General features: G+C 41.9%; 23 protein-coding genes. 18 read left to right on the top strand and 5 right to left on the bottom strand.

The window, feature by feature from the left end; genetic code table 11:
- Window positions 1–494 precede the first annotated feature (494 nt).
- The 9 genes from A2W93_04680 to A2W93_04640 all read left to right on the top strand — a co-directional run bounded on the left by A2W93_04680 (window position 495) and on the right by A2W93_04640 (window position 10,827).
- Window positions 495–1,682, top strand: a complete 1,188-nt coding sequence (locus tag A2W93_04680; GenBank protein OFY56052.1) for a UDP-N-acetylglucosamine 4,6-dehydratase — start codon at window positions 495–497, stop codon at window positions 1,680–1,682.
- 5 nt (window positions 1,683–1,687) lie between these two features.
- Entirely contained in the window at window positions 1,688–2,836 is a 1,149-nt protein-coding gene (locus tag A2W93_04675; GenBank protein ID OFY56101.1) for an aminotransferase DegT, read from the top strand.
- A gap of 3 nt (window positions 2,837–2,839) precedes the next feature.
- Window positions 2,840–4,216 carry a hypothetical protein gene (locus A2W93_04670; GenBank protein OFY56051.1) on the top strand — a complete coding sequence of 459 codons (1,377 nt, stop codon included), beginning with the start codon at window positions 2,840–2,842 and terminating at the stop codon, window positions 4,214–4,216.
- Window positions 4,217–4,291: 75 nt separating this feature from the next.
- On the top strand, window positions 4,292–4,930 hold the full coding sequence (locus A2W93_04665) for an acetyltransferase (GenBank protein ID OFY56100.1): 639 nt from the start codon (window positions 4,292–4,294) through the stop codon (window positions 4,928–4,930).
- 3 nt (window positions 4,931–4,933) lie between these two features.
- Complete coding sequence (locus A2W93_04660; GenBank protein ID OFY56050.1) at window positions 4,934–5,944, top strand: N-acetylneuraminate synthase; 1,011 nt, start codon at window positions 4,934–4,936, stop codon at window positions 5,942–5,944.
- Window positions 5,945–5,950: 6 nt separating this feature from the next.
- Window positions 5,951–7,120 carry a UDP-N-acetyl-D-glucosamine 2-epimerase, UDP-hydrolysing gene (locus A2W93_04655; protein ID OFY56049.1) on the top strand — a complete coding sequence of 390 codons (1,170 nt, stop codon included), beginning with the start codon at window positions 5,951–5,953 and terminating at the stop codon, window positions 7,118–7,120.
- Between the two features lie 18 nt (window positions 7,121–7,138).
- A complete protein-coding gene (locus A2W93_04650) occupies window positions 7,139–8,188 on the top strand; it encodes a nucleotidyltransferase (GenBank protein ID OFY56048.1) in 1,050 nt (349 codons plus the stop codon).
- Window positions 8,178–8,879, top strand: a complete 702-nt coding sequence (locus tag A2W93_04645) for a CMP-N-acetylneuraminic acid synthetase (GenBank protein OFY56047.1) — start codon at window positions 8,178–8,180, stop codon at window positions 8,877–8,879. Before A2W93_04650 ends, A2W93_04645 begins: the two co-directional genes overlap by 11 nt.
- An 868-nt stretch (window positions 8,880–9,747) precedes the next feature.
- Window positions 9,748–10,827, top strand: coding sequence for a hypothetical protein (locus A2W93_04640; GenBank protein ID OFY56099.1), 1,080 nt, complete (start codon window positions 9,748–9,750; stop codon window positions 10,825–10,827).
- 62 nt (window positions 10,828–10,889) lie between these two features.
- On the opposite strand, the gene A2W93_04635 is transcribed toward A2W93_04640, so the two are convergent.
- Window positions 10,890–11,153 (bottom strand): hypothetical protein, encoded by a 264-nt coding sequence (locus A2W93_04635; protein OFY56046.1) that lies wholly within the window; start codon window positions 11,151–11,153, stop codon window positions 10,890–10,892.
- 314 nt (window positions 11,154–11,467) lie between these two features.
- Between A2W93_04635 and A2W93_04630 the strand changes: the two genes are divergently transcribed.
- Window positions 11,468–13,000, top strand: a complete 1,533-nt coding sequence (locus tag A2W93_04630) for a hypothetical protein (protein OFY56098.1) — start codon at window positions 11,468–11,470, stop codon at window positions 12,998–13,000.
- Window positions 13,001–13,435: 435 nt separating this feature from the next.
- Here the strand turns inward: A2W93_04630 and A2W93_04625 are convergent, their stop codons facing one another.
- Window positions 13,436–14,068 (bottom strand): hypothetical protein, encoded by a 633-nt coding sequence (locus tag A2W93_04625; GenBank protein OFY56045.1) that lies wholly within the window; start codon window positions 14,066–14,068, stop codon window positions 13,436–13,438.
- 487 nt (window positions 14,069–14,555) lie between these two features.
- On the opposite strand from A2W93_04625, the gene A2W93_04620 reads away from it, so the two are divergent.
- Window positions 14,556–15,284, top strand: a complete 729-nt coding sequence (locus tag A2W93_04620) for a hypothetical protein (protein ID OFY56044.1) — start codon at window positions 14,556–14,558, stop codon at window positions 15,282–15,284.
- Here A2W93_04620 and A2W93_04615 read toward each other — a convergent pair.
- A complete protein-coding gene (locus A2W93_04615; GenBank protein OFY56043.1) occupies window positions 15,276–15,566 on the bottom strand; it encodes a hypothetical protein in 291 nt (96 codons plus the stop codon). The two genes, A2W93_04620 and A2W93_04615, sit on opposite strands and share 9 nt — an antisense overlap.
- A 156-nt stretch (window positions 15,567–15,722) precedes the next feature.
- Here A2W93_04615 and A2W93_04610 point away from each other — a divergent pair, with 156 nt between their 5' ends.
- From A2W93_04610 to A2W93_04580, 7 genes are all read left to right on the top strand, one after another.
- Window positions 15,723–17,000 (top strand): methionine adenosyltransferase, encoded by a 1,278-nt coding sequence (locus A2W93_04610; GenBank protein ID OFY56042.1) that lies wholly within the window; start codon window positions 15,723–15,725, stop codon window positions 16,998–17,000.
- Between the two features lie 260 nt (window positions 17,001–17,260).
- Window positions 17,261–17,485, top strand: coding sequence for a ferredoxin (locus tag A2W93_04605; GenBank protein ID OFY56097.1), 225 nt, complete (start codon window positions 17,261–17,263; stop codon window positions 17,483–17,485).
- 17 nt (window positions 17,486–17,502) lie between these two features.
- The gene (locus tag A2W93_04600; protein OFY56041.1) at window positions 17,503–18,582 is read left to right on the top strand and encodes a 3-methyl-2-oxobutanoate dehydrogenase subunit VorB; all 1,080 of its coding nucleotides are present in this window, start codon (window positions 17,503–17,505) and stop codon (window positions 18,580–18,582) included.
- A gap of 4 nt (window positions 18,583–18,586) precedes the next feature.
- Window positions 18,587–19,387 carry a 2-oxoglutarate oxidoreductase gene (locus A2W93_04595; GenBank protein OFY56040.1) on the top strand — a complete coding sequence of 267 codons (801 nt, stop codon included), beginning with the start codon at window positions 18,587–18,589 and terminating at the stop codon, window positions 19,385–19,387.
- A 17-nt stretch (window positions 19,388–19,404) separates the two neighbouring features.
- Window positions 19,405–19,956 (top strand): 2-oxoglutarate ferredoxin oxidoreductase subunit gamma, encoded by a 552-nt coding sequence (locus A2W93_04590; GenBank protein ID OFY56039.1) that lies wholly within the window; start codon window positions 19,405–19,407, stop codon window positions 19,954–19,956.
- Between the two features lie 811 nt (window positions 19,957–20,767).
- Window positions 20,768–21,559 carry a TIGR02757 family protein gene (locus A2W93_04585; GenBank protein ID OFY56038.1) on the top strand — a complete coding sequence of 264 codons (792 nt, stop codon included), beginning with the start codon at window positions 20,768–20,770 and terminating at the stop codon, window positions 21,557–21,559.
- On the top strand, window positions 21,525–22,334 hold the full coding sequence (locus tag A2W93_04580) for a hypothetical protein (GenBank protein OFY56037.1): 810 nt from the start codon (window positions 21,525–21,527) through the stop codon (window positions 22,332–22,334). Before A2W93_04585 ends, A2W93_04580 begins: the two co-directional genes overlap by 35 nt.
- 45 nt (window positions 22,335–22,379) lie before the next feature.
- Here A2W93_04580 and A2W93_04575 read toward each other — a convergent pair whose 3' ends face one another.
- Together A2W93_04575 and A2W93_04570 are read right to left on the bottom strand one after the other, a co-directional pair.
- Entirely contained in the window at window positions 22,380–23,114 is a 735-nt protein-coding gene (locus A2W93_04575) for a hypothetical protein (protein ID OFY56036.1), read from the bottom strand.
- A 241-nt stretch (window positions 23,115–23,355) separates the two neighbouring features.
- Window positions 23,356–24,111, bottom strand: a complete 756-nt coding sequence (locus tag A2W93_04570; protein ID OFY56035.1) for a hypothetical protein — start codon at window positions 24,109–24,111, stop codon at window positions 23,356–23,358.
- Between the last annotated feature and the right edge of the window lie 162 nt (window positions 24,112–24,273).

Genomic DNA, 24,273 nt, shown 5'->3' with positions numbered 1-24,273 from the left:
TTGGTGGCTTTGTGCCCTTTGTGGCATTTTATCAGACGCGGAATAACGCGAAAATAATTGAATACAATATCCCGATAAACGCTGAGTAAAAATATTATACACAACGGAATCAGTCTTCATCGCAGATGAAGGCGGATTCGAACATGTCCGCCCTTCATGTCACGCCAGTGACTGATGCTGGCGGATTTGCGTCAATAAGACCTGCTGAGGGAAGCAAAATCTTTCGCGTCCATTAGCGTAACCGAAGCGACTGCAAGGCGCTGAGCTCATGAACACCTCTTAAAACAATATAATGAGTGAATAATTCGCGGAAGACCAGCGAAGCGCGTGGATTTGCCGTATTTTATGATGTTAGGCTTACGGCCGCTCAAACTCAAACAAAACCTCAAATTGAATTATAGTTTTCGTAACCAGAAAGAATTTCTTAATTTTGAACAATCAATATTATTGATTTACAAAATATCAGTCGAATTGGTTTCCTGAAAGATTTGAATATGAATTTGCTGCAATTGATCGGAAGAAATAAAGAACTGTTTACCGACGATATTGGTAATCATGAAACTGAATTGTCTGAAATCGTTTCTTCTTCACGGTTTTTAATCATTGGTGGTGCTGGTTCTATCGGCCAGGCCGTCACTAAAGAAATTTTCAAACGCAAACCCCGAAAGCTACACGTTGTAGACATCAGCGAAAACAATTTGGTGGAACTGGTGCGCGATATCCGCAGCTCGTTTGGTTATATTGACGGTGATTTTCAAACATTTGCCATCGATATCGGATCGTGCATGTACGATGCTTTCTGGGAAAATGACGGAAATTACGATTACGTGCTGAATCTCTCAGCATTGAAGCATGTGCGCAGCGAGAAAGATCCTTACACGCTCATGCGAATGATTGATGTGAATGTTTTCAATACCGAAAAAACAATTCAGCAATCAATTGAAAAAGGGATAAAAAAATATTTTTGCGTTTCTACCGATAAGGCTGCCAACCCGGCCAACATGATGGGTGCATCGAAACGAATCATGGAAATGTATCTGATGCAAAAAAGCGAGCAAATCAGCTTTTCAACGGCACGTTTTGCCAATGTGGCTTTCTCCGATGGCTCCTTGCTTCATGGTTTTAATCAGCGCATCGAAAAACGACAGCCGATTGTGGCTCCCAGCGATGTGAAACGATACTTCGTAATCCCCAAAGAATCGGGTGAACTTTGTCTGATGTCGTGCATTTTTGGCGAAAACCGCGATATATTTTTTCCAAAATTAAGTGAGAGCCTGCATCTGATAACATTCTCCGAAATTGCCGTTCGTTATTTAAAAAGCAAAGGCTTTGAGCCATTTTTGTGCAATTCCGAAGACGAAGCACGGGAACTTGCAAACACATTGCCCGATAAGCGACAATGGCCCTGTTTGTTCACACCCAGCGATACGACCGGAGAAAAGGATTTTGAGGAATTTTTTACCGAGAATGAAATGCTGGATTTAAATCGCTACATTAGCCTTGGAATTATAAAGAACGATGCATTGTTTGATGCAAACCTGATCAGCCATTTTACAAATACCATTCAAAATTTTAAAGAGAATGGAAAATGGACCCGGCAACAACTGGTGGATTTGTTTTTCGAGATGATTCCGGATTTCGGCTATATCGAGAAGGGTAAATATCTGGATTCAAAAATGTGATTATGATGGAAAAATTTGAAAAAGTCGTTTCATTTATCCGCACAACCTACAATAAACCCGAAGGTTTCATTGCCCTGCATGAGCCAGTGTTCATCGGCAATGAAAAAAAATATATTTCTGAATGCATTGATTCAACCTTTGTTTCGAGTGTTGGAAAATTTGTTGATCAGTTCGAAGAAGACATGGCCCGCTTTACAGGTGCGAAAAAAGCAGTGGTTTGTGTAAACGGCACCAATGCGCTGCACATTGCGCTGATGCTTGCAGGCGTCAGGCAGCATGAAGAAGTGATTACCCAGCCATTGAGTTTTATTGCCACCGCCAATGCCATCAGTTATTGTGGTGCAGCCATGGTTTTCGTTGATGTCGATCAGGATACAATGGGATTGAGCCCAAATGCACTCCGAAGTTTTCTGGAAGAAAATGCTGAATTGCGATCAGAAGGATGCTACAATAAACAAACGAAAAAAAGAATCGCGGCCGTCGTTCCCATGCATACTTTTGGTCACCCATGCCGGATTGATGAAATTTCCGACGTATGTAAGCAATACAATATTCCATTAATCGAAGATGCTGCAGAAAGCATGGGCAGTTATTACAAAGGTCAGCACACCGGCACTTTTGGCCAATCAGGTATACTGAGCTTCAACGGAAACAAAATCATCACCACCGGTGGTGGCGGCATGCTTCTTTTCAACGATGAACAATTGGCAGCAAAAGCAAAACACATCACCACACAGGCCAAGGTGCCTCATCCGTGGGAATTTGCGCACGATGAAATCGGTTACAATTATCGCATGCCAAACATCAACGCGGCCATGGGCGTGGCACAACTCGAGCAGATTGAACGGTTTCTGGAATCAAAACGAGCATTGGCCTTACAATACAAAACTTTTTTTCAGCAGATTGGAATCCGTTTTTTCACTGAACCTGAAAATGCAAAATCAAATTACTGGCTCAATGCCATTTTCTTAAACGACCGCAAAGAACGCGATGAATTTTTGTCTTATACCAACAATCATGGCGTAATGACGCGGCCGGCATGGGAACTGATAAACCGTTTGCCCATGTTTAAAAATGCGCAATGTGCCGATTTAAAAAATGCAGAATGGATTTCGGATCGTCTGGTGAATATAACGAGCAGCGCAATCATGTAAAGAATGAATGAAAGCCAAAACATAGAATACAAACAAACCTGGAAAGACGAATACCTCAAGTGGGTTGCCGGGTTTGCAAACGCTTCCGGCGGCAAAATTTGTATTGGCTTTGATGATACTGGAAAAGCTGTTGGTTTAAGCAATGCACGTAAATTAATGGAAGATATTCCAAATAAAATTGTCAATTATTTGGGAATCATTGCCGATGTTAATTTATTACAAAAGGAAAGTAAGCCCTACATTGAAATCATTGTATCTCCTTCGGGTGTGCCAATTTCATATAAAGGAGTATATCATTATCGTTCAGGGAGTACAAAGCAAGAAATCAAAGGGTCGGCATTGCAACAGTTTCTGTTAAAGCGATTAGGAAAAACATGGGATGATTTGCCTTGTGAAAACGCTACTTTATCCGATATTGATCCGGATGCGATTTCCTATTTCTTCAAAAAAGCCGCAAGCTGTAAGCGTTTAACCAACCACAATGGCAAAGAAGATTTAAGAACCACCCTTGAAAACCTAAACCTTATAATCCACGGCAATAAACTTAAAAATGCGGCTTTATTGTTATTTGGCATGAAACCTTCAAAGTTTTTCCCATCGGTGTCATTTAAAATTGGCCGTTTTATAACTAGCGACGACGATTTGCGTTACCAAGACTTTGTTGAAGGCAATATCTTGCAAATGGCCGACAAGGTAATGGAAATACTTAAAACAAAATACCTTGTCTCTCCAATAAGTTATGAAGGCTTGCAACGCATCGAAAAACTTGAGATACCTGAAATGGCATTACGCGAATTAATATTCAATGCGATTATCCATAAAGATTATACCGGGGCTCCAATCCAGTTGAGTGTGTATAACGACAAATTAATTCTTTGGAACGAAGGCCGATTGCCCGATGATTTTACCATCGAAACACTGCTTGGAAAACACCCTTCACGGCCGTTTAATAAGAATATAGCTGATGTTTTTTTTAAAGCAGGTTTTATTGAATCATGGGGGCGGGGCATTGCTAAAATAACCAATGGCTTCAAAAATGAAGGTTTAAATATTCCGGTTTTTGAAACCACAATGGGTGGAATTATGGTTACTATTGAAAGGCCAGACAATGATAAAAAATCAAATATACAAAACAATGTCCCCGACAATGTCCCCGATAATGTCCCCGATAATGTCCCCGATAAAAGGCAAATATCAATTCTTCAATTAATGCAGGCAAACAACCGGATTCTTTTGAAAGAGTTGGCTGAAATGCTGAAGGTCTCTACCAGAACGATAAGGCGTGACATTGATAAATTGAAGCAAATGAACAAACTAAAAAGAATAGGTTCTGAAAAAGGCGGCTACTGGGAAATACTCGAAAAAAACTTTATCTCATGAATCGCATGACTATAAAAAAAATGCAGAATGGAATTCGGATCGTCTGGTGAATATAACGAGCAGCGCAATACTCAAATGAAAAAGCAACCTATCATATTAGTTGGCGGTGGCGGCCATTGCATTTCATGCATCGATGTTGTTGAACAAACAGCCCAGTATGAAATTATAGGCATTATTGACCAGCCCGAAAAACTTGGAACCAAAGTGTTGGGTTACGACGTAATCGGAAATGATGAAGATATTGTCGCATTGGTAAAAACCTGTCCCAATTTTCTGATCACAGTTGGTCAAATCAAAACTTCCGATGTTCGAAGCAGCATTTACAGTAAAGTAAAAAATGCAGGCGGCCAGCTACCCGTGATTGTGAGTCCTATGGCGCATGTAAGCAGGCATTCAGTAATTGGTGAAGGATCCATAATTATGCATCAGGCCATAGTCAATGCTGCGGCGCAAATTGGTTGTTGTAGCATCATTAATACAAAATCGTTGATTGAACATGAAGCCCGGGTGGGCGAGTTCTGTCACATCTCAACCGGAGCTTGCATCAATGGTCAGGTAAATATTGGTTCTCATTCGTTTGTTGGCAGTAATGCTGTTGTTGCAAACAATATCAATATTTCTGAACACGCAGTTATTTCTGCCGGTTCAGTGGTTTTGCAAAACATTGACAAGCCGGGTGTTTATATTGGAAATCCTTTAAAAAATATCGGGTAATATATGCAACACACATTAATCATAGCCGAAGCCGGCGTGAATCATAACGGCAGCATTGAAATTGCGAAGCAACTGATTGAGGCAGCTGCTCAGGCCGGAGCTGATTTTGTGAAGTTTCAGACTTTCAAGGCTGGCTCTCTGGTGAGCAAATCAGCCAGGAAAGCGGATTACCAGAAAGCAAACATCGGTGATGGTGATGACTCTCAATTCTCGATGCTCAAAAAATTAGAATTAACCGAAGCAAATCACTACGAATTAATCGAGCATTGCATAAAATGGGACATTCAATTTTTATCTACCGGTTTTGATATTGACAGTATTGATTTTCTGGAAAAACTCAACATTCCTTTTTACAAAATTCCTTCGGGAGAAATTACGAACAAGCCCTATCTGAAGCACATTGCCAGCCGCAAAAAGCCAGTGATAATGAGTACCGGAATGGCAAACATGGATGAAATTAATGATGCTCTTTCTGTCCTGATTGATAACGGTGTGCCGAAAGATCAAATCACAGTGTTGCATTGCAATACTGAATACCCAACGTCCATGGAGGATGTAAACCTGAAAGCCATGGAATATATGCGCGAAGCTTTGGGCGTAAAAGTCGGATATTCCGATCACACCAATGGTATCGAAGTTCCTGTTGCAGCGGTCGCTTTGGGCGCCTGTGTCATTGAAAAACATTTTACACTCGACCGAAATATGGAAGGGCCCGATCACAAGGCATCGCTGGAGCCGGCTGAATTGAAGCAAATGGTGGATGCCATCCGAAATATTGAAAAAGCCATTTCTGGTTCAGGAATAAAGGAACCAGGTCCGGGTGAAATTAAAAATATTGCAGTTGCACGAAAAAGTATTGTGGCCGCGAGAGACATTCGCAAAGGAGAAATATTTTCAGAAGAAAATTTGACCGTAAAACGTCCTGGAAACGGCATCAGTCCGATGAAATGGGATGATGTGATTGGTCTGATTTCCAGTCGGGATTTCAAATTGGATGAACTCATTGAAATTTAAAAACGAATGAAACGAATCTGTATTGTAACCGGAACCCGCGCTGAATATGGTCTGCTTTACTGGCTGATTAAGGAAGTACACGAAGATCCCGCGCTGGAGCTTCAACTCCTCGTTACCGGAATGCACATGTCGCCTGAGTTTGGACTCACCTGGAAGCAAATTGAAAAAGACGGCTTCCCCATTTCAAAAAAAATGGAAATTCTTTTGTCGTCTGATACTGCTGTCGGCATTTCAAAATCAAACTCTCTCGCCCTTCTTTCTTTTGCTGAAACGTTCGAAGAATTGGCGCCAGAGATTGTTGTTTTGCTGGGCGACAGGACCGAAATATTTGCTGCAGCGCAGGCCGCTTTAATTGCCGGAATTCCGGTTGCACATATCCACGGCGGAGAACTTACCGAAGGCGCCTACGACGATGCTATCCGGCATTCAATCACAAAAATGAGCCACCTGCATTTTACGGCAACCGATGAATATCGTAAAAGAGTGATCCAGTTGGGCGAACAACCTGCAACGGTTTTCAATGTCGGGGCCATGGGTCTGGATAATATAAAAAGGCTGAATCTGCTGGACCAATCAGCTTTTGAAGAATCCATTGAAAAAAAATTATTGGAGCGAAATCTTCTGATAACATTTCATCCGGTTACTTTGGAAAAACAAACAGCTCACGAGCAATTTCAACAACTGCTGGATGCGCTGAATGAACTGGATAATACCTTGTTGATTTTCACCAAACCCAACTCCGACAAAGACGGACGTATCATTATCCAGATGATTGATGAATTTGTAAGTAAAAATCCTCACAAGGCAATTGCTTTTACATCGTTGGGACAGTTGCGCTATTTGTCTGCCATCCCATTTATGAATGCGGTTGTCGGCAATTCATCCAGCGGAATCATCGAAGTACCTTCGTTCAATGTGCCGACCATAAACATTGGCGACAGGCAAAAAGGACGCATCATGGGTCGTTCGGTTATTAGTTGCAAACCATCGAAAAACGAGATCAGCAAAGCGTTGGAGAAGGCTTTTGAATTTGATAAAACGTTACCGGTATCCAATCCTTTTGGCGAAGGAAATGCAGCCGAAAAGATTCTGAATATTTTGAAGAAAACGAATAAAATTGAACTGAAAAAACAATTTTACAATATCGATTTCCAGCTCAGAGAAAACAACGCGTAAGAATTAATTTGTAATTCAATGAACGATTTTTCCAGAAATATTATACTGCAAACAGCACCTGTTCTCGATGCCCTGAAACAGATGAACAGTATTCCCGGCACTTTGACTTTATTTGTTGTGGATGAAAAACAGCAACTTGTCGGAACGCTTACTGATGGCGACATTCGTCGTGGTTTCATCAAAGGCTTGCTGTTGACAGATTCCGTCAATAAATTTATGTTGACATCGTTTCACCGAGTAAATAAAGGATTCAGCATTCTTGATTTCAAAAAAGCCCGCGACAAAGGAATTCGTTTATTACCGCTACTCAACGATGCTGGTCAGATTGTAAAGGTCTATGATCTTAAAAAACGAAAAAGCATCCTTCCGCTCGAATGCATGATAATGGCCGGTGGAAGAGGGGAGCGACTGCTTCCATTGACAGATAAAACGCCAAAACCAATGCTGCCACTGGGCAACAAGCCTATCATTGAACACAACATTGATCGCCTGATAAGTTTTGGAATTGAAAAATTTTATATCTCCGTTAAATATCTTGGGCAACAAATTGTCGATTATTTTGGTGATGGTTCAGCCAAGGGAATTCAAATAGAATACGTTTGGGAAGACGTGCCACTGGGTACAGCCGGCGCTCTGTCGCTGGTAAATCGTTTCGACACGGAACACATTCTTCTGATGAACAGCGATCTTTTTACCGATGCCGATTTCGAAGATCTGTTCATCAACACCATGAAGCATCAGGCTGCGGCAGGCGTAGCAAGCGTTCCATACACAACCAAAGTGCCGCTGGGAATTTTTACAACAATCAACGAACAGATTACGGGGCTGAAAGAAAAGCCGGTTTATACCGATTATGCCAATGCCGGCATCTATATTCTCAACACATCGGTTCTAAATAAAATTCCGCGAAACACGCACTACAATATTACCGATCTGTTGGAACAATTAATTCTCGATGGACAAAAGGTCATCCACAATCCCATAGTTGGCTATTGGATTGATATTGGTCAGCATCAGGATTACAAAAACGCACAGGAAATTGTGAAGCATTTGAAAGATGGAAATTAACGACACACTCTTTATTATACCTGCACGTGGTGGATCAAAGGGATTGCCACGAAAAAATATTTTGCCAATAAACGGCAAACCCATGATTTGTTACACCATAGATGCAGCGCAGGGTGTAACATCGAACAACAACATCTGTGTCAGCACTGATGATATGGAAATAAAAAAAGTTGTTGAAAACTATGGTCTATCTGTACCATTTATCCGACCGGCGGAATTGGCATCCGATACTGCAGGCACGCGGGAAGTATTGCTTCATGCCATTGATTTTTACAGGAACCATTTAAATCGTTCGTTTTCAAAAATTTGTTTACTTCAGGCCACCAGTCCTTTGCGCGTATCTCACCATATTTTGGCAGCACATCAGCTTTGGAGCGATGATCTCGACATGGTTGTTTCAGTTAGGGAGAGTAAAGCAAACCCATATTTTAATTTATTTGAAGAGCAGTCAAATGGCTTTTTAAAGAAATCGAAAGAAGGAAATTTCAGCAGAAGACAGGAGGCCCCGATGGTTTGGGAATACAATGGCGCAATTTATTTCATAAACATCCAATCCCTGACAAACAGGCCCATTGCTGAATTTGACAAAGTTCGAAAATTTGCGATGGATGATGAAAGTTCAGTAGATGTAGACTCCTTGCTGGATTTCCAAGTTGCAGAATCCATTATAAGACTTGGCAAAAATAGTTAGGCTCCTTGAATATTGAACACGGAATCCGCTGCGACGGATGATTTGCGATTTTTTATGAGCCGAAGGCGTCAAAAAAAGCTGCGACCGTGTCACGTTTTACGTGAAGCTCCATCCGATGCGTTGATAGCGCAATATACATTAGCCGATTTATCACGTTTTACGTGATGGCAGGGCCTCGGGGAGCATTTCGCTCATCACCCTTGGGATAAAAGATCGGTGATTGTTGATTTGATGGAAGATCGGTTTTGCTCTTCTGCTTGATATTTAGTTGTTTATACGAGAGTGTCATTAGCAGTGATGAAGCATTTCGCATTATGCTTCTCAAGCTTCATTGTATCGAAGGAGACAGAATATAACTACGAAGTCATGAAGGTAAAAAATAAATCATCACGTCTTTGTGGCTGAACCCTACATTGGGCACGCGCCTCTCAATTGCATCGTTCAATGTTGATGCGTGAATTGAACAACACCCTCAACCCCAATATTTGTCTTAACCTTAACTTTCCTTCAAAACTCATTAATCACACGATTTCGCGAAGAAAATACGTCCGAAAGCTATGCTGAGTGCTGAATTCGGAATGCATAAACCAGAGAATTGCACTATAACGTGTTCAACCCTTAGCCGGACAGGTCGTATTAATAGGTGTATTTACATATATTGTGTATGAGCATGCCTGCTTATCTTATTAACACTGGGAATATTTAAAAAAATTATTTAGCCGGAGACAAAAAAAAAGTCTACATTTGCATGTTTCTCAATAGGTATGAAATTTACAGAAGAGATTGATTATTTAGTTACTATAGCATTATGTACAGTATTTTAACGCATCCTGTCGTTTTCGACATTTACTCAGTACCATTTTATCTGATGCTGGTTTTCGCCTTTTCCGTTGCACTGATTGTTAGTTGGGCAACCATTCCTCCTATTGTTGCTTTATCGAATGCGAAAAAATTATTTGAAGAACCCAATGAACGATCAGCACACAAAATTGCCACACCAACGCTTGGGGGACTTGCTATTTTTGCAGGATTCAAGTTTTCATATTTGGTGTTTTCGGGTAATGAGCCTTTGCCCGAACGACCCTTTATAGCTGCAGGTTGTCTGGTTATTTTCCTGATGGGAATGAAAGACGATATTTTCGTACTGGCCCCTATCAAAAAATTTCTGGCTCAGATATTTGCAACATTACTGGTCGTGATTCTTGGAAATCTTTTCATCAGCGATTTTCAAGGCCTCTTTGGCATTCATGAAATTCCTTATTGGTTTAGTGTTTTATTTTCTTTTTTCGTTGTCATTGCAATCATAAATGCTTTTAATCTTAGTGACGGTATCGATGGATTGGCCGGGTCGCTCGGCAATATTGCTGCAATTACTTTGGGATCCTGGTTTGCGCTGGTAGGTGACTATGTGTATGCAATCATGTGTTTTTCGCTTGCCGGAGCAATCATTGGTTTCCTTCGATATAACCTTTCGAATGGAAAAAATAAAATTTTCATGGGCGATACAGGTTCTTTACTCATTGGCTTTGTGATTGCTGTTGCCACAATTCGTTTTATTGAACTAAACCGATTGTTGAGCAACGAGCATCATATATATTCAGCTCCAGGCGTGGCAATTGGCATTTTATTTATCCCTATTTACGACACTATTCGGGTGATGACTGCCCGTATTTTGCGGAAGCAATCGCCATTTAAAGCCGATCGCGGACATCTGCATCACAAGTTGCTCGATCTTGGATATTCGCATCCGCAGGCCACATTAATAATTTCGGTCGCAAGCATAATTTTTATTGTGTTGGCATTTATATTGCAACATTTGGGAAGTTTGAAAATCATACTCATACTTACTGTCATTGCTACGATTTGGTATCTGATTCCTGTGACCAAATGGGCCCGACGGATTTCAGGCAAAGTGACCGGCAGGTCTGAGGTGCATGATGCTAAATGACATTAAAGTCATTGTCATCCTGAGACATCCAGTGATGCGCGCCTCGCAACCTATCACGATAACTATCGTGAAAAAAATGACAGAAAAGCTGCTGTCACGCTGAGCCCCGCCGCTGCCATGCTGAGTCCCGCCAATTTTATTTGATCTTGGCTCCTGTCAGTCTGAGCGGAGTCGAAGACTCGACAGGCGAACAGACTTTTTCTGAGTAAAAGCGGCGGGGTAAACTCCGTCGAAATGTCGACAGCAGGATAAACTCCGTCGAAACATAGGTTGCATCTTTTCTTTGGCGGATTATTAGAAAAAAAAGTCTTTTCAAACAAAGCCAAACACTCTTGATTTATTGCACAAAATAATTTTGAAGTTTATCACCGACAGCTGATGATGACTGACGTCAACTTATACCGTGTTTACTTATAACATAGTCCAAGATACAAAATCAGATTGTTGCTTGATTTGTATTTGCTAACGGCATTAACCAAATTTGAATTTGTAGTACGTCCTTGGACTATCTACAATTTCAATTTGGTATTATTATCTTTGCGGAAATAATTCAGGCATGACTATTTTCAAAATTTCTATAATTGTATCTCTCATTGTTTTTTCATCGCACTCTGCAAAAGCGCAACAACTCACGCTTCCGATGAATTCAGCCTTTACCCCGGATATCGAAGAAGCATTGTATGATCCTTCTGTTTCGTTTCACACCAACATACGTCCCTTTGTTGAAGCCGATGTTAGTAAAGTTTATAATCTCGACTCGTCGCGAAATGCTGTATTGTTCAGCAATCCGGCACGGCGTAAATTCGACAGCTGGCTTTTTCGAAAAGCATTCAACGAACATTTTTTCCAGGTGCGCACCGATGATTTTTATCTCGATATCGATCCGGTATTTGCTTTCGAACCAGGCAAAGATTTTTCGAACGATGAAGATTTTCGGTTTATTAGTACACGCGGCGTGCAGGCTCAAGGCAGCATTGGAACTAAGTTTTCATTCATCACATCATTCTATGAAAATCAAGGGACCTTTGTAAATTTCCTCGATACCCGCATCCGAAACACGCATATGGTGCCGGGGCAGGGAATGGCCCGTACTTTTTACAGCGACGGTTTTGATTATGGGTTTTCAAGCGGACATATTTCCTATGCACCATCTAAACATTTGAATATTCAGGCCGGACACGGGAAAAACTTTTATGGCGACGGATATCGATCATTGCTTTTGTCGGATTATGCGTTCAATTATCCATTTTTGAAACTCAATATCGAAGCATGGAAACTGAAGTACAGCATTATGTATGCTCAGTTCCAGGACTTGCGTGTACCGCATGGCTACAACATTGGCTATCAGAAAAAATACGGCACTTTTCACTTTCTGAACTACGCTGTGAACAATCGCTTGCAGCTTGGATTGTACGAAGCAGTAATCTGGATTAACGAAGACAGCACCGGCCATCGCGGATTCGATGTGAATTATCTGAACCCCGTAATATTCTTTCGCCCGGTTGAATTTTCGCTCGGCTCGCCCGACAATGTGCTGATCGGATTAAATGCTTCGTATAAACTCCGTAAGAAAAATATGTTGTATGCACAATTCATGCTCGATGAAATCAAGGTACATGAAATTCTTTCAGGCGATGGCTGGTGGGGCAACAAATCTGCGCTGCAGCTTGGTTTCCGCACATTCGATATCGCAGGTCTCAACGGGCTTTCATTGCAGAGCGAGTTGAATTTTGTGCGGCCATATACATACTCAAGTCGCACCAGCACTTTGTCTTACGGACATTACAACGAAGCGCTGGCTCATCCGCTTGGTGCGAATTTTATTGAAAACGTGAGTATTCTTAAATATCATCACAAACGATTTTTCGCACAGCTGAAATACAATTTCATTGTCTACGGAGCCGATAGTGCTGGAGTCAATTATGGCAACGACATCTGGCAATCATACACCACGCGCCCGTTTGAGTATGGAGTTTATGTTGGGCAAGGTAACAAAACGGAGGTGAATATAATTGATGCAAGCGTGAGCTATCTGATAAATCCAGCCTCAAACATGAATCTAACGCTTGGATTGATGAAGCGTGTAGCTATCTCAGAAATTGATCGCAACGAATGCACATTTTTGTATCTCGGTTTCCGAACAAGTTTAAATAATTTGTATTACGATTTTTGATGTTGCTACAGGGGCACCCAACATTTTGTCGGGAGTTTATCCTGCTGCAGGCGGTACCGGACATTATTTGTGAATAGGAGCGGACACGGAATCGTTGGGTGCAAAAGGCATTCGCCCCTGACGATTCCACGTCAGCAATGCTAAAGCGTCAACCTCCTCGGGCAGACGGTAAAATGTCAGGGGGCACCCAACATTTTGTCGTTCGCCGGACATTATTTGTGAATAGGAGCGGACACGGAATCGTTGGGTGCAAAAGGCATTCGCCCCTGACGATTCCACGTCAGCAATGCTAAAATGTCAACCTCCTATGGCAGACGGTAAAATGTCAGGGGGCACCCAACATTTTGTCGTTCGCCGGACATTATTTGCGAATAGGAGCGGACACGGAATCGTTGGGTGCGGATATGAACTAACCAACACTAAACTAACACAACACTATTCATCAGCGTGCTTTGATTGATGAATGAAAACAAAGTTCTCTTTTGAATCAAACATCTGAATAATTTTCTCAGAATTGCAAAAGGCGGAGCTGTTATTAAGTATTTCATTATATGACGACCACTGGTACAATCCAGCATCTTTCGAAATTTGATGTTTAACCGGATTATTATGTATGTAGGTAATTAGTTCCATCAAATAATCTTCCTTTTCAATCAGTTTTTTTTCAAAACCTCTTTCAAAAACGACACCAGTCCGATCATATTTTTTATTATAGTATTTTGAATAAGCATCGAACATAAAACCCAACATTCGATGCGGTTTCGGAATTATTTGTTTTTCCAGTGGAATTTCATTGATAGAATACATTTGCCATTTTATTACAGGTTCTATTTTCCATCGGTTTCGTTTGTCAAATCTCTCAAACTCGTTTTCATTTTTCACCCGAACGCAAAAATGATAATGATTTTTCATCAAACACCACGAAAAAGTCTCAAAAAATGGATGAGCATAAATGGAATATAAGTGAATAAAATATGAATAATCGTCATAGCTTTTAAAAACAGAGTCGCTGTTGTTGCCTCTATTGAATATATGATAATACTTGTTTGCTAATAGTGGTTCAGTCATTTATTAATTGGTTTATACAAAACTACAAAAAGTTGAATAATTAAAAAAGCATTTTTTCTAATCTGTTATTTGCAGGGAGCTCTAACCACCTGACGATTCCACGTCAGCAATGCTAAAGCGTCAACCTCCTCGGGCAGACGGTAAAAAGTCAGGGGGCACCCAACATTTTGTCGTTCGCCGGACATTGATTTGAGAATAGGAGCGGACACGGAATCGTTGGGTGCAAAAGGCATTCGCCCCTGACGATTCCACGTCAGCAATGCTAAAGTGTCAACCTCCTCGGGCAGACGGTAAAATGTCAGGGGGCACATAACATGAGAATAGGAGCGGACACGGAATCGTTGGGTGCAAAAGTCATTCGCCACTGCAATAAGCTCTGATTTCACATTTAATTTTCATACTTCATGCATCAAAAATAAGATTATATGAAGAGAATTCAGCGTTATTGATTTTTATCTTTACATTTGTGCATTAAAATCCAAACACCATGAAAATCCTAATTACGATTATCTGTAGTCTTATCTTTGTTGTAAACATTCATGCTCAATGCAGTTCTGAAGGATTAAAATGTAATGACATAAATACAGGATGGTTTGTCGGTGTTTCCGGCGGACAACTCCTGCCTTATACAGACATTACTTCATACAACGGTTTTCATCTCATCGAAGAGTTTAATGAAGTCAGCGGCGGTTATGCTATTCGCCTTGGAAAGCATTGGAGTCCTGCACTCAGCTCAAATATTGAAGTTTTGGACGGTCGTCTTAACGGGACTAAAATGTTTTACTCCGATGGCGCTCCCACCGATCAGGCATTCAGTTGCAATTTATGGGCGCTGTCAGCCGATTTTCAGGCGCATTTTTTCAAACTGACCAATATTACAAATAAATCCTGTGAATTTCTTCCGTTTGATTTTTATGGTAGACTGGGCGCAGGCGCTATTTTCTATCGTTCACAACAACGCGTCGCAACTACAGCAATTGTAGTCAACGAAGTTGGTGTCGAAGAACGCGAAATTGCCTTCACTTATATTTTCGGATTTGGAACTGAAATTAATGTATTTCCGATGCTTTCTATCTATGGCGAGTATTCATGGTACAACACTCCAACCGATTTGCTCGATGCACGCGAAGGCATTACCAAATCCGATGATGCTTTTGGGTCTTTCATGGGCGGCATCAAACTCTATTTTGGAGGAAAAAACAACAGCTTATTCTAAGTCTATATTCAAAATATTTTCAGAGCCGCCTTGTGCGGCTTTTTTTGTGGTCTCCAACCACTTTGGGCGCGCGGATAAGGCCACTAAGGCACAAACCGATTTAAGAATATCGATTTTAGATTTCCGACTTGATGTTTGTCCGCTGCGGCGGATGAATTTCGAAAACTTTTGTGCCGACAGCGCTAAAATTAAATAGTCTTGGGCCCCGCTGGGCGGGATAAACTCCGCCCCAGGGACAAAGATGATGCGAAGCACCTTTGAATTGGAAAGCTTTAAAATCAATTATTGCCCGTTTTGAAAAAAATTGTAATTTTGCGCTGTGGAAAGATTTGATTGCTTGCAACCACGGTAAAAAATGCTAAAAAGTATTTGCCGCACACACGCAATCAAACCCATTCACTTCTTGAACCGAATTATTAATCTTCAAAAAGAAAGACAATGGGAATTTTATTTACGTCGGAATCCGTTTCCGAAGGCCATCCGGACAAAGTGGCCGATCAGATCTCAGATGCATTGCTTGACGAATTTTTACGGCACGATCCCAAATCGCGTGTTGCCTGTGAAACACTGGTTACTACAGGACTTGTAGTGCTGGCAGGTGAAGTAACCACCACCGGTTGGATTGATCAGCAGGAGACAGCTCGTAACATTATACAGAAAATTGGATACACCAAACCGGAATACCGCTTCGACTTTAATTCATGCGGAATTATTTCCGCTATACATGGCCAGTCACCCGACATTAATCAGGGTGTTGACCGCGAAAAGGAAGAAGATCAGGGTGCCGGCGATCAGGGAATGATGTTCGGTTATGCCTGCGATGAAATGGACAATTATATGCCCATGCCGGTCGAATTGGCTCACATCTTTGTTCAGGAGCTGGCTGCCATTCGCAAAGAAGGAAAAGTCATGACTTATCTGCGTCCCGATTCGAAGTCGCAGGTAACCATCGAATACGACGACAACCGCATTGCACAGCGCATCGACACCATTGTGATCTCAACACAGCACGATGAAAACGTTTCGCTTGAGCAAATCAGAAGCGATGTTCAAACCATTTTGATCCCGCGTGTTATTGAATCGGACGATACACCGGAGCGTGTGAAAAATCTTTTCAAAGGTGATTTTACATTACATGTAAATCCTACCGGAAAATTCGTAATCGGTGGCCCACACGGCGATACAGGCCTTACTGGCCGCAAAATTATTGTTGACACCTATGGCGGACGTGGTGCTCATGGCGGCGGTGCTTTCTCGGGCAAAGACCCTTCGAAAGTGGATCGCTCTGCAGCTTATGCGGTGCGTCATATTGCCAAGAATCTCGTGGCTGCCGGTGTTGCTCAGGAAGCGCTGGTGCAGGTTGCTTACGCCATTGGCGTTGCAGAACCGGTTGGATTTAATGTAAATACTTTTGGGTCTGCTAAAGTAAAAATGACCGATGCTGAAATCAGCGACATTGTTCGCCGTCTGTTTGATCTGCGTCCATATGCTATTCTGCGAAATTATGAACTTTGCAATCCTATTTATGCTCCTACAGCTGCTTATGGGCATTTTGGCCGTACTTCTTATGAGCAGGAAGTCGAAGTTTCAGAGCTTCACGCTGGTGCCATTCAGAAGACAATTGATGGTAAGCAGAAATGGATGAAAAAAATCACATTCTTCGCATGGGAAAAACTCAACCGTGTTGAAGACATAAAAAAGGCTTTTAGTCTCTGATATTAAGAGATATTCGTTTTAATTAACCCTGGAGCTTTCAACTTCAGGGTTTTTTGTTGAAAAATCATTGAAATATAGCTATATCATTGTTTTATTCAGCTAAAAGGCCTGATTTACAAGATTATTTTTGAATGATTTGTATCATGCCTCTGCTAGCCGCATGCAGTGCGGTTTTGAGAGGTGTGATAAAATCGTTGTGAAATTTCCATTATTAATAAAAAATGTATAATTTCGCCACGAATCTTACAAAAAATCATGATATGGCAAAAGTTAAAGGTGCTATTGTAATTGACAAAGACCGGTGTAAGGGCTGCGGCGTTTGTGTCCCGGTTTGCCCGAACTCCGTTATAAGGCTGGGGGATAAAGTAAACATCAAAGGTTATTTTTATGCTGAGCCTTACCAGGATGCCTGCATTGGCTGTACCAACTGTGCAACAGTTTGTCCGGATGCGGTTATCACTGTTTACTCAAAAAAAGTTGAATAATTTAAAGACCATAAACAATGGGTGAATTAAAATTAATGAAGGGAAATGAGGCCGTTGCCGAAGCCGCCATCCGCGCTGGCTGCGACGGATATTACGGTTATCCGATTACCCCTCAGTCTGAGGTGATTGAATATCTCATGGCTGAAAAACCTTATGAACGCACCGGAATGGTTGTTCTGCAAGCCGAAAGTGAAACTTCCTCTATCAATATGCTTTACGGCGGCGCTGGCACCGGTAAACGTGTGATGACGTCGTCTTCAAGTCCGGGCGTAAGTCTCATGGCTGAAGGCATTTCGTATATGGCAGGCGCCGAACTGCCCTGTTTATTGATGAATGTTGTTCGCAGTGGTCCCGGTCTCGGAACCATTCAGCCTGGTCAGTGCGATTATTTTCAAACTGTTAAAGGTGGCGGACATGGCGATTATCGCATGTTTGTTCTTGCTCCGGCCAGTGTGCAGGAAATGTCCGATTTCGTGAAACTTGGATTTGAAATGTCTTTCAAATATCGCACACCTGCTATGCTTTTGAGCGACGGTGTTATTGGCCAGATGATGGAGAAAGTTGAATTATTCGACCCGATTCCACGCCGTACCGAAGAAGAAATTATTAAGGAATGCCCTTGGGCTACCACCGGCAAAACAGCCAATCGCGAGCGTAACATCATTACATCGTTGAACCTTGACCCGTCGGTTCAGGAAACACATGTTGAAAAGCTTGGAAGAAAATATGAAAGCATGAAGCAGGACATTATGTTCGAAAACATTATGACCGACGATGCTGAATATTTATTCGTTGCCTACGGCTCCAGCGCTCGTATCTGCCAAAAAGCAGTTGACCTTGCACGCGCCGAAGGAATTAAAGTCGGACTTCACCGTCCAATCACACTCTATCCTTTCCCCGAAGCTGAACTCAACAGACTTGGTTTACAGGTTAAAGGAATGCTTTCAGTCGAAATGAGCCTTGGACAGCTGGTCGAAGATGTTCGCCTGGCAGTCAATGGCAAAACCAAAGTCGAACATTTTGGCCGTGTTGGTGGAATGATTCATTCTCCAACTGAAGTTGTTGAGGCTCTTAAAAAACAAATAATCGGAGGATAATACCATGGCAGATGTAACTTTAGATGTCTGGAAAGACATAATCAAGCCCGAAAACAAGGTCTTTTCTAAAACTTCCTTGTTAACCGACAAAACCTTGTCGTATTGCCCCGGCTGCGGCCATGGTACTGCTCACCGTGTTGTTGCTGAAATTATTGAAGAAATGGGAATTCAGGATAAAACCATTGGTGTTGCACCGGTAGGTTGTTCTGTTCTTGCCTATGAATTTCTCAATATCGACATGCAGCAGGCGGCTCACGGTCGTGCTCCGGCTGTGGCAACTGCAATCAAACGTATGTGGCCCGAAAAATATGTGTTCACTTATCAGGGCGATGGCGACCTCGCTGCTATTGGTACAGCTGAAACCATTCATGCCTGCAACCGTGGAGAGAATATCGTGATCATTTTTGTGAACAACGGTATTTACGGAATGACCGGTGGCCAAATGGCTCCGACAACATTACCCGGCATGAAATCGAGCACGAGCCCTTATGGACGCGATGTTGAAATGATGGGAAACCCACTTAAAATGACCGAACTGGTAGCTCAGCTTCCGGGTACGTATTTTGTGGCTCGCCATGCGGTTCATAAACCCGGCGCTGTCCGGAAATTCAAAAAAGCCGTTCGCATGGCTTTCGAAAATCAGAAAAACAACAAAGGCCTTTCTTTCATCGAAGTCGTTTCCAACTGCAATTCAGGCTGGAAAATGACTGCCCCCGATGCCAATGTCTGGATGGAAGAGAACATGTTCCCATTCTATCAACTGGGCGACATTAAGGTTGATGGTCAAATGGTCACTAAAAAGTAATCCTAAAACAGCAAACTATGACTGAAGAAATGATTATAGCCGGTTTCGGCGGACAGGGCGTTCTTTCGATGGGTAAAATTCTTGCCTATTCCGGAATGATGCAAGGTCTCGAAGTCAGCTGGATGCCTTCATATGGTCCTGAAATGCGCGGTGGTACTGCAAATGTAACCGTCATTATCAGCGACAATCGCATCAGCTCGCCGATTCTCAACCAGTTCGATACTGCCATTATTCTCAACCAGCAATCGCTCGACAAATTCCAAAGCTCGGTGAAACCTGGTGGTATTCTCATCTTTGATCCCAATGGCATTGTCAATCCGCCAACACGGAAAGATATCACCATTTACGAAATCAATGCTACCAAAAAAGCTTCGGAGCTTGGATTATCCAAAATTTTCAACATGATTGTTTTGGGTGGTTTTCTCAAAGTGAAACCGGTTGTTACCGACCAGTACATCGAAGCAGGTCTCAAAAAATCTTTGCCAACCCGCCATCACGGCCTCATTCCTGAGAACGTGAAAGCCGTCGGCATTGGACGCGAAATCATTGTGCCTTACACAGTGAAATAAAACAAAACAACTTCATTACTACTTGCAAAAAGCTCCTCCGAAAGGTGGAGCTTTTTTTACTTTTGCATTCCCGACATTTTAGCGTCAGTCCAACCTGAGTGCGTTGCGACTTTGTCACGTTTCACGTGAAGCAATCTCTCTGCGTTGGATTGTTACCATCAATATCTTCCCTGACACTTTTGCTCCGCCAAATGCGGGGTAAACTCCAGCTACTGCTGACCTGGAATTCCGCCAAAGGGCGGACAGGCTGTCGGGAAGAATGCTGGTGTCATTTTTTATCCACGAATGGCACGAATTACACGAAAGTCGGCGACATAATCATAGTCCTTTCTTTTTCGATTTTTGGTTATACAAGTTTTGAGTGTAACATTTAGTCTGAAGATTTTGCCTGACCTGCAGCGCAGGTCAAACAATAATAGCGCGGCCTGCAAGGCCGTGTCAAAAATAGAATATAGCGACCTCGGAGAGGTCAAATAAAGGATGATATAATGTATCAATATTATCCAGGTACACGTGGATTAGACCCTTGCAGGGTCTTGCTTTTGGGCGTTATCACATCCGGCTTTGCCGGACGCTATTATTATTCGACATCCTCCGAATGTCATGCTCATTTTGAAAAACTCGTGTTGAACATTTGGCAAAGTTTTTTAATTCTTCGTGTACATTCGTTCAAATAAAAAGGTATTTTCGTGCAATTCGTGACAACCGAAGCGACTGAAAGGCGCTGAGCTCATGAACACCGATAAAAATGATATAATGAGTGAATAATTTGTGGACTCAAGGATTCGTGGACTTCTTAATGACTTGTTGAATGAATAATCAGATAGACTCGAAAATAGCAGACTGGCTCAACGAAAAAGCCGCTTATTACAACAACCCCTCGTTTGTTGAAACAGACCCCGTGTCGATTCCGCATATGTTTTCGAAAAAGGAGGACATCGAAATCGCAGCTTTATTTTCTGCGCTGCTTGCGTGGGGAAACCGCAAAGCGATTATCTCCGGTGCAAAACAACTTATGCAGAGGATGGATAATGCTCCATTCCAGTTTGTGACAGGACATACCCAAAAAGATCTGAAAAACCTGCAGGGCTTTGTATATCGCACATTCAATTCGTTCGATGCAGCCACTCTTTGCGAAGGACTGAAAAATATTTATACGCGCGAAGGCGGCATGCAGAGCGTGTTTTCAGAACCAATTCGGAAAAACAAAAACTCAAATGCTTTCGATGCCATCGGAAATTTCAGAAATATTTTGTTGAGTTATCCGCACGAAGCGCGTTTCGAAAAGCACATCAGTTCGCCGGAGCGGGGCAGTGCTGCCAAACGGCTCAACATGTTTCTCCGCTGGATGGTGCGCCGCGATCAATGCGGTGTCGACTTCGGATTGTGGACCGATACTTTCCCAATGAGTCGATTGCTCATTCCTCTCGATGTGCATTCAGCCCGCATTGCTCGTGAAACCGGCATTCTAAGCCGACTTCAGACCGATGCCAAAGCTGTTTTAGAAGTCTCTGAAAACTGCAGATTGCTCGACCCGAATGATCCTGCACGTTTCGATTTTGCTTTGTTTGGTACCGGTATCAACGAAAAACACTATTTTTGACAGCAATATGTTTTTTATCCTAAGCAAAATATTGGCATTTCTGTTTAGTCCGATCACCTGGATTCTGGCTCTGATTGCGCTTTCCCTGTTTCTGCGCAAGCCAAAACTCAAAAAGCGCTTTCTGATTGCTGCATTGGCAACCGGCTTGTTTTTTACCAATCCGTTTATTGCTAAGGAATTCATGCGTATGTGGGAGCCGGAGCCGTCTTCGGTGTATTCCATCCAAAAGGAGTACGATGCAGTTATAGTGCTTGGCGGCGGCATTGTCACTACCGATGCGCAGAATCAAACATTGACTTTTCGCCACAATCCCGACCGCATCATGCAGGCTTTGTGGCTGTATAAAAATGACAAGGCTGCAAAAATCCTTATTTCGGGTGGCTCAGGTTCCATGCAGTATCCCGATATGCTCGAAAGTGTTTTACTGCGCGATTTTCTGATTGACATAGGCATGCCTGCCGAAGACATTCTGATAGATAGTTTATCAAACAATACCCGCGAAAACGCTGTAAATACGGCAAAAATATTAAACGATTCAATACCTGGCGGCGAGTTTTTATTGATCACTTCAGCATCGCATATGCGCCGCAGTATTGGCTGTTTCCGCCAGGTTAATCTGAATGTCGATCCGTTTCCGGTTGATTTGACAGCTGGCGACCGAAGCTGGTACTGGATGAATCTTCTGATGCCAAAAACCGAAGCTCTTGACATCTGGGATGAGTTGCTGCATGAAATTATTGGATATCTGACCTACAGAATGGTTGGATACATTTAAAAAAAAGGCCGGTAAAAACCGGCCTTTTCTCTGCTAAGAATTTTCTTAATGTCTGACAATCAACTTTCGGGTGAAATACAATTTCCCGTCAACTCGGAGGGAGTAAAAATAGACGCCAGGAATGAAAGATGATACATCAACACTAAGTTTATTTTTTTCATTGTGCAGCACAGTTTTGTGAATTTCACTTCCCAGCAGATCTGAAATTACAAGTTCAGCATAACCAATACTTTGAAATTCATAATTAAAGTTAGCAACTGTTGCTGCCGGATTAGGATAAGCATTTGAAAAATCAATTATCACCGGAATTTCGTCAGCAATGGCAGTAACCGCATTGTAAATAACTGTAATTGCTACAGAATCACTGATGTCATTTTGATTGAAAAATGTGTATCGGATTGTGGTTGTTCCGTTATTATTCAATGGTTTGTATTCTCCGGTAAAGCTGCTCTTATTGGTCGTGCGGGAGCCAATTAAGATAGGAGTGGTGGATAAAAATACATTTGAAGGCAAGCATGTACCCCAGCAAAAACTGTTTTCGGATCCGGGGACAACGCTTACTTCTGTCTTTTTTACAAGCACCTCAATGTGAGAAGCACTGGAATTTGTGATATCAATATTAGAAAATATAGATTTGGAGTTGGCAGAATCGCCCCACACGTTAATAATTGAATTGTTTGCAATCGGCCCTTTATCGTCCGACAATAATAAACCCTGCGCAAAAACCTGAGAGAGGGTTAACGCAGAAAACAGAAATAATGCGAATATATTTTTACTCATGATTATAATTTTTTCGTGGATATAACAAATTTAGGCGAAAAGTGAGCCAATAACAATACATTCCTGACTATTTAGACAAATCGATCCATTTATCATATGCTTGCCATGATTATTACATTGGTCAAAATGAGCTGAAACAAATGGCTTCATGGTTTTTGGAAAATAAAAAAAGCCCTTTTCAGGGCTAATCAATATATTCAAGAATTTAACAAAATTCGGAAAAGGAAATGTATTCTTCAGATTAGTGCATCACGACTAACTTGCGCACTTCACTGGTTCGACCGTTGATCAATACAGAATAATAGTAAACACCTGAATTGAAGTTGCTTACGTCAATCGAAAACGGCGAATTGTCGTTCGGCATTTCAGCACGATAAACTTCAGATCCGGCAGCTGACATAATAATAAGTTGAGCCTGATCCTGCATGTTTTCTGATTGATAGGTGAAATTAACCTGCGACGTAGCCGGATTCGGATAGGCTGCCAATGCATTTTCGGCTTCGATGCCATCAATGGAGGCTGTTCCTGAGCCAAACACAACATTTACTGCCACTGAATCGGCTGAATTACTTTTATTGAAAAAAGTATAGAGAATGGTTGACAAACCTACCTGACCTTTGGGCATATAATCGCCTGAGAAACTTAACTCGTTGGTTTGTCCAGCTCCAATGGTAATAAAATCCGGGGATACAAAAACAATTGGCAGGTAGCAATTTCCCCAACAGAATGAATTTTCGGTTCCGGCAAGTATATCAACTTCTGTTTTTTTCACCAGTACATCAATATCGGCTGCACTGTTGTTGGTTACATGCAGGTAGCAATAAATTGTGCTATACTGTCCTGAATCGCCCCAGATGTATATTGTTTCATCCATAGCCAGAGGCCCATTGTCGGTTGAAAGCGAAAGGTTCTGTCCCATTGTTGATATTGTCACAACAATAAATGACAGAAAAAGTAGAGCAGATTTCATTTTCATATTTTTGCTTTTTGATTTCAAAAATACTATTTGTATTTGAACTGGAGTTGAAAATTTTCCAACATGCTTAGATTATTGATAAAAAGACCACATTTTTACCTGTTTCTCCAAAACTAAAAAAAACGTTCGTATAGTGTATTACTAAATCTAACACCTTTTTTTCATCATGAAAAATCCGTTTTA

This window comes from Bacteroidetes bacterium GWF2_43_63, from assembly GCA_001769275.1.
Classification (GTDB): Bacteria; Bacteroidota; Bacteroidia; order Bacteroidales; family DTU049; genus GWF2-43-63.
Note: the sequence above shows the minus strand (reverse complement) of the source record. Positions and strands in the feature narration are given on the sequence as shown.

What these genes read in the sequence shown, in the direction of transcription:
- A2W93_04680 (OFY56052.1), top strand. Translation starts at nt 495, where the DNA reads ATGAATTTGCTGCAATTGATCGGAAGAAATAAAGAACTGTTTACCGAC.
- A2W93_04675 (OFY56101.1), top strand. Translation starts at nt 1,688, where the DNA reads ATGGAAAAATTTGAAAAAGTCGTTTCATTTATCCGCACAACCTACAAT.
- A2W93_04670 (OFY56051.1), top strand. Translation starts at nt 2,840, where the DNA reads ATGAATGAAAGCCAAAACATAGAATACAAACAAACCTGGAAAGACGAA.
- A2W93_04665 (OFY56100.1), top strand. Translation starts at nt 4,292, where the DNA reads ATGAAAAAGCAACCTATCATATTAGTTGGCGGTGGCGGCCATTGCATT.
- A2W93_04660 (OFY56050.1), top strand. Translation starts at nt 4,934, where the DNA reads ATGCAACACACATTAATCATAGCCGAAGCCGGCGTGAATCATAACGGC.
- A2W93_04655 (OFY56049.1), top strand. Translation starts at nt 5,951, where the DNA reads ATGAAACGAATCTGTATTGTAACCGGAACCCGCGCTGAATATGGTCTG.
- A2W93_04650 (OFY56048.1), top strand. Translation starts at nt 7,139, where the DNA reads ATGAACGATTTTTCCAGAAATATTATACTGCAAACAGCACCTGTTCTC.
- A2W93_04645 (OFY56047.1), top strand. Translation starts at nt 8,178, where the DNA reads ATGGAAATTAACGACACACTCTTTATTATACCTGCACGTGGTGGATCA.
- A2W93_04640 (OFY56099.1), top strand. Translation starts at nt 9,748, where the DNA reads ATGCTGGTTTTCGCCTTTTCCGTTGCACTGATTGTTAGTTGGGCAACC.
- A2W93_04630 (OFY56098.1), top strand. Translation starts at nt 11,468, where the DNA reads ATGAATTCAGCCTTTACCCCGGATATCGAAGAAGCATTGTATGATCCT.
- A2W93_04625 (OFY56045.1), bottom strand. Translation starts at nt 14,068, where the DNA reads ATGACTGAACCACTATTAGCAAACAAGTATTATCATATATTCAATAGA.
- A2W93_04620 (OFY56044.1), top strand. Translation starts at nt 14,556, where the DNA reads ATGAAAATCCTAATTACGATTATCTGTAGTCTTATCTTTGTTGTAAAC.
- A2W93_04610 (OFY56042.1), top strand. Translation starts at nt 15,723, where the DNA reads ATGGGAATTTTATTTACGTCGGAATCCGTTTCCGAAGGCCATCCGGAC.
- A2W93_04605 (OFY56097.1), top strand. Translation starts at nt 17,261, where the DNA reads ATGGCAAAAGTTAAAGGTGCTATTGTAATTGACAAAGACCGGTGTAAG.
- A2W93_04600 (OFY56041.1), top strand. Translation starts at nt 17,503, where the DNA reads ATGGGTGAATTAAAATTAATGAAGGGAAATGAGGCCGTTGCCGAAGCC.
- A2W93_04595 (OFY56040.1), top strand. Translation starts at nt 18,587, where the DNA reads ATGGCAGATGTAACTTTAGATGTCTGGAAAGACATAATCAAGCCCGAA.
- A2W93_04590 (OFY56039.1), top strand. Translation starts at nt 19,405, where the DNA reads ATGACTGAAGAAATGATTATAGCCGGTTTCGGCGGACAGGGCGTTCTT.
- A2W93_04585 (OFY56038.1), top strand. Translation starts at nt 20,768, where the DNA reads ATGAATAATCAGATAGACTCGAAAATAGCAGACTGGCTCAACGAAAAA.
- A2W93_04575 (OFY56036.1), bottom strand. Translation starts at nt 23,114, where the DNA reads ATGAGTAAAAATATATTCGCATTATTTCTGTTTTCTGCGTTAACCCTC.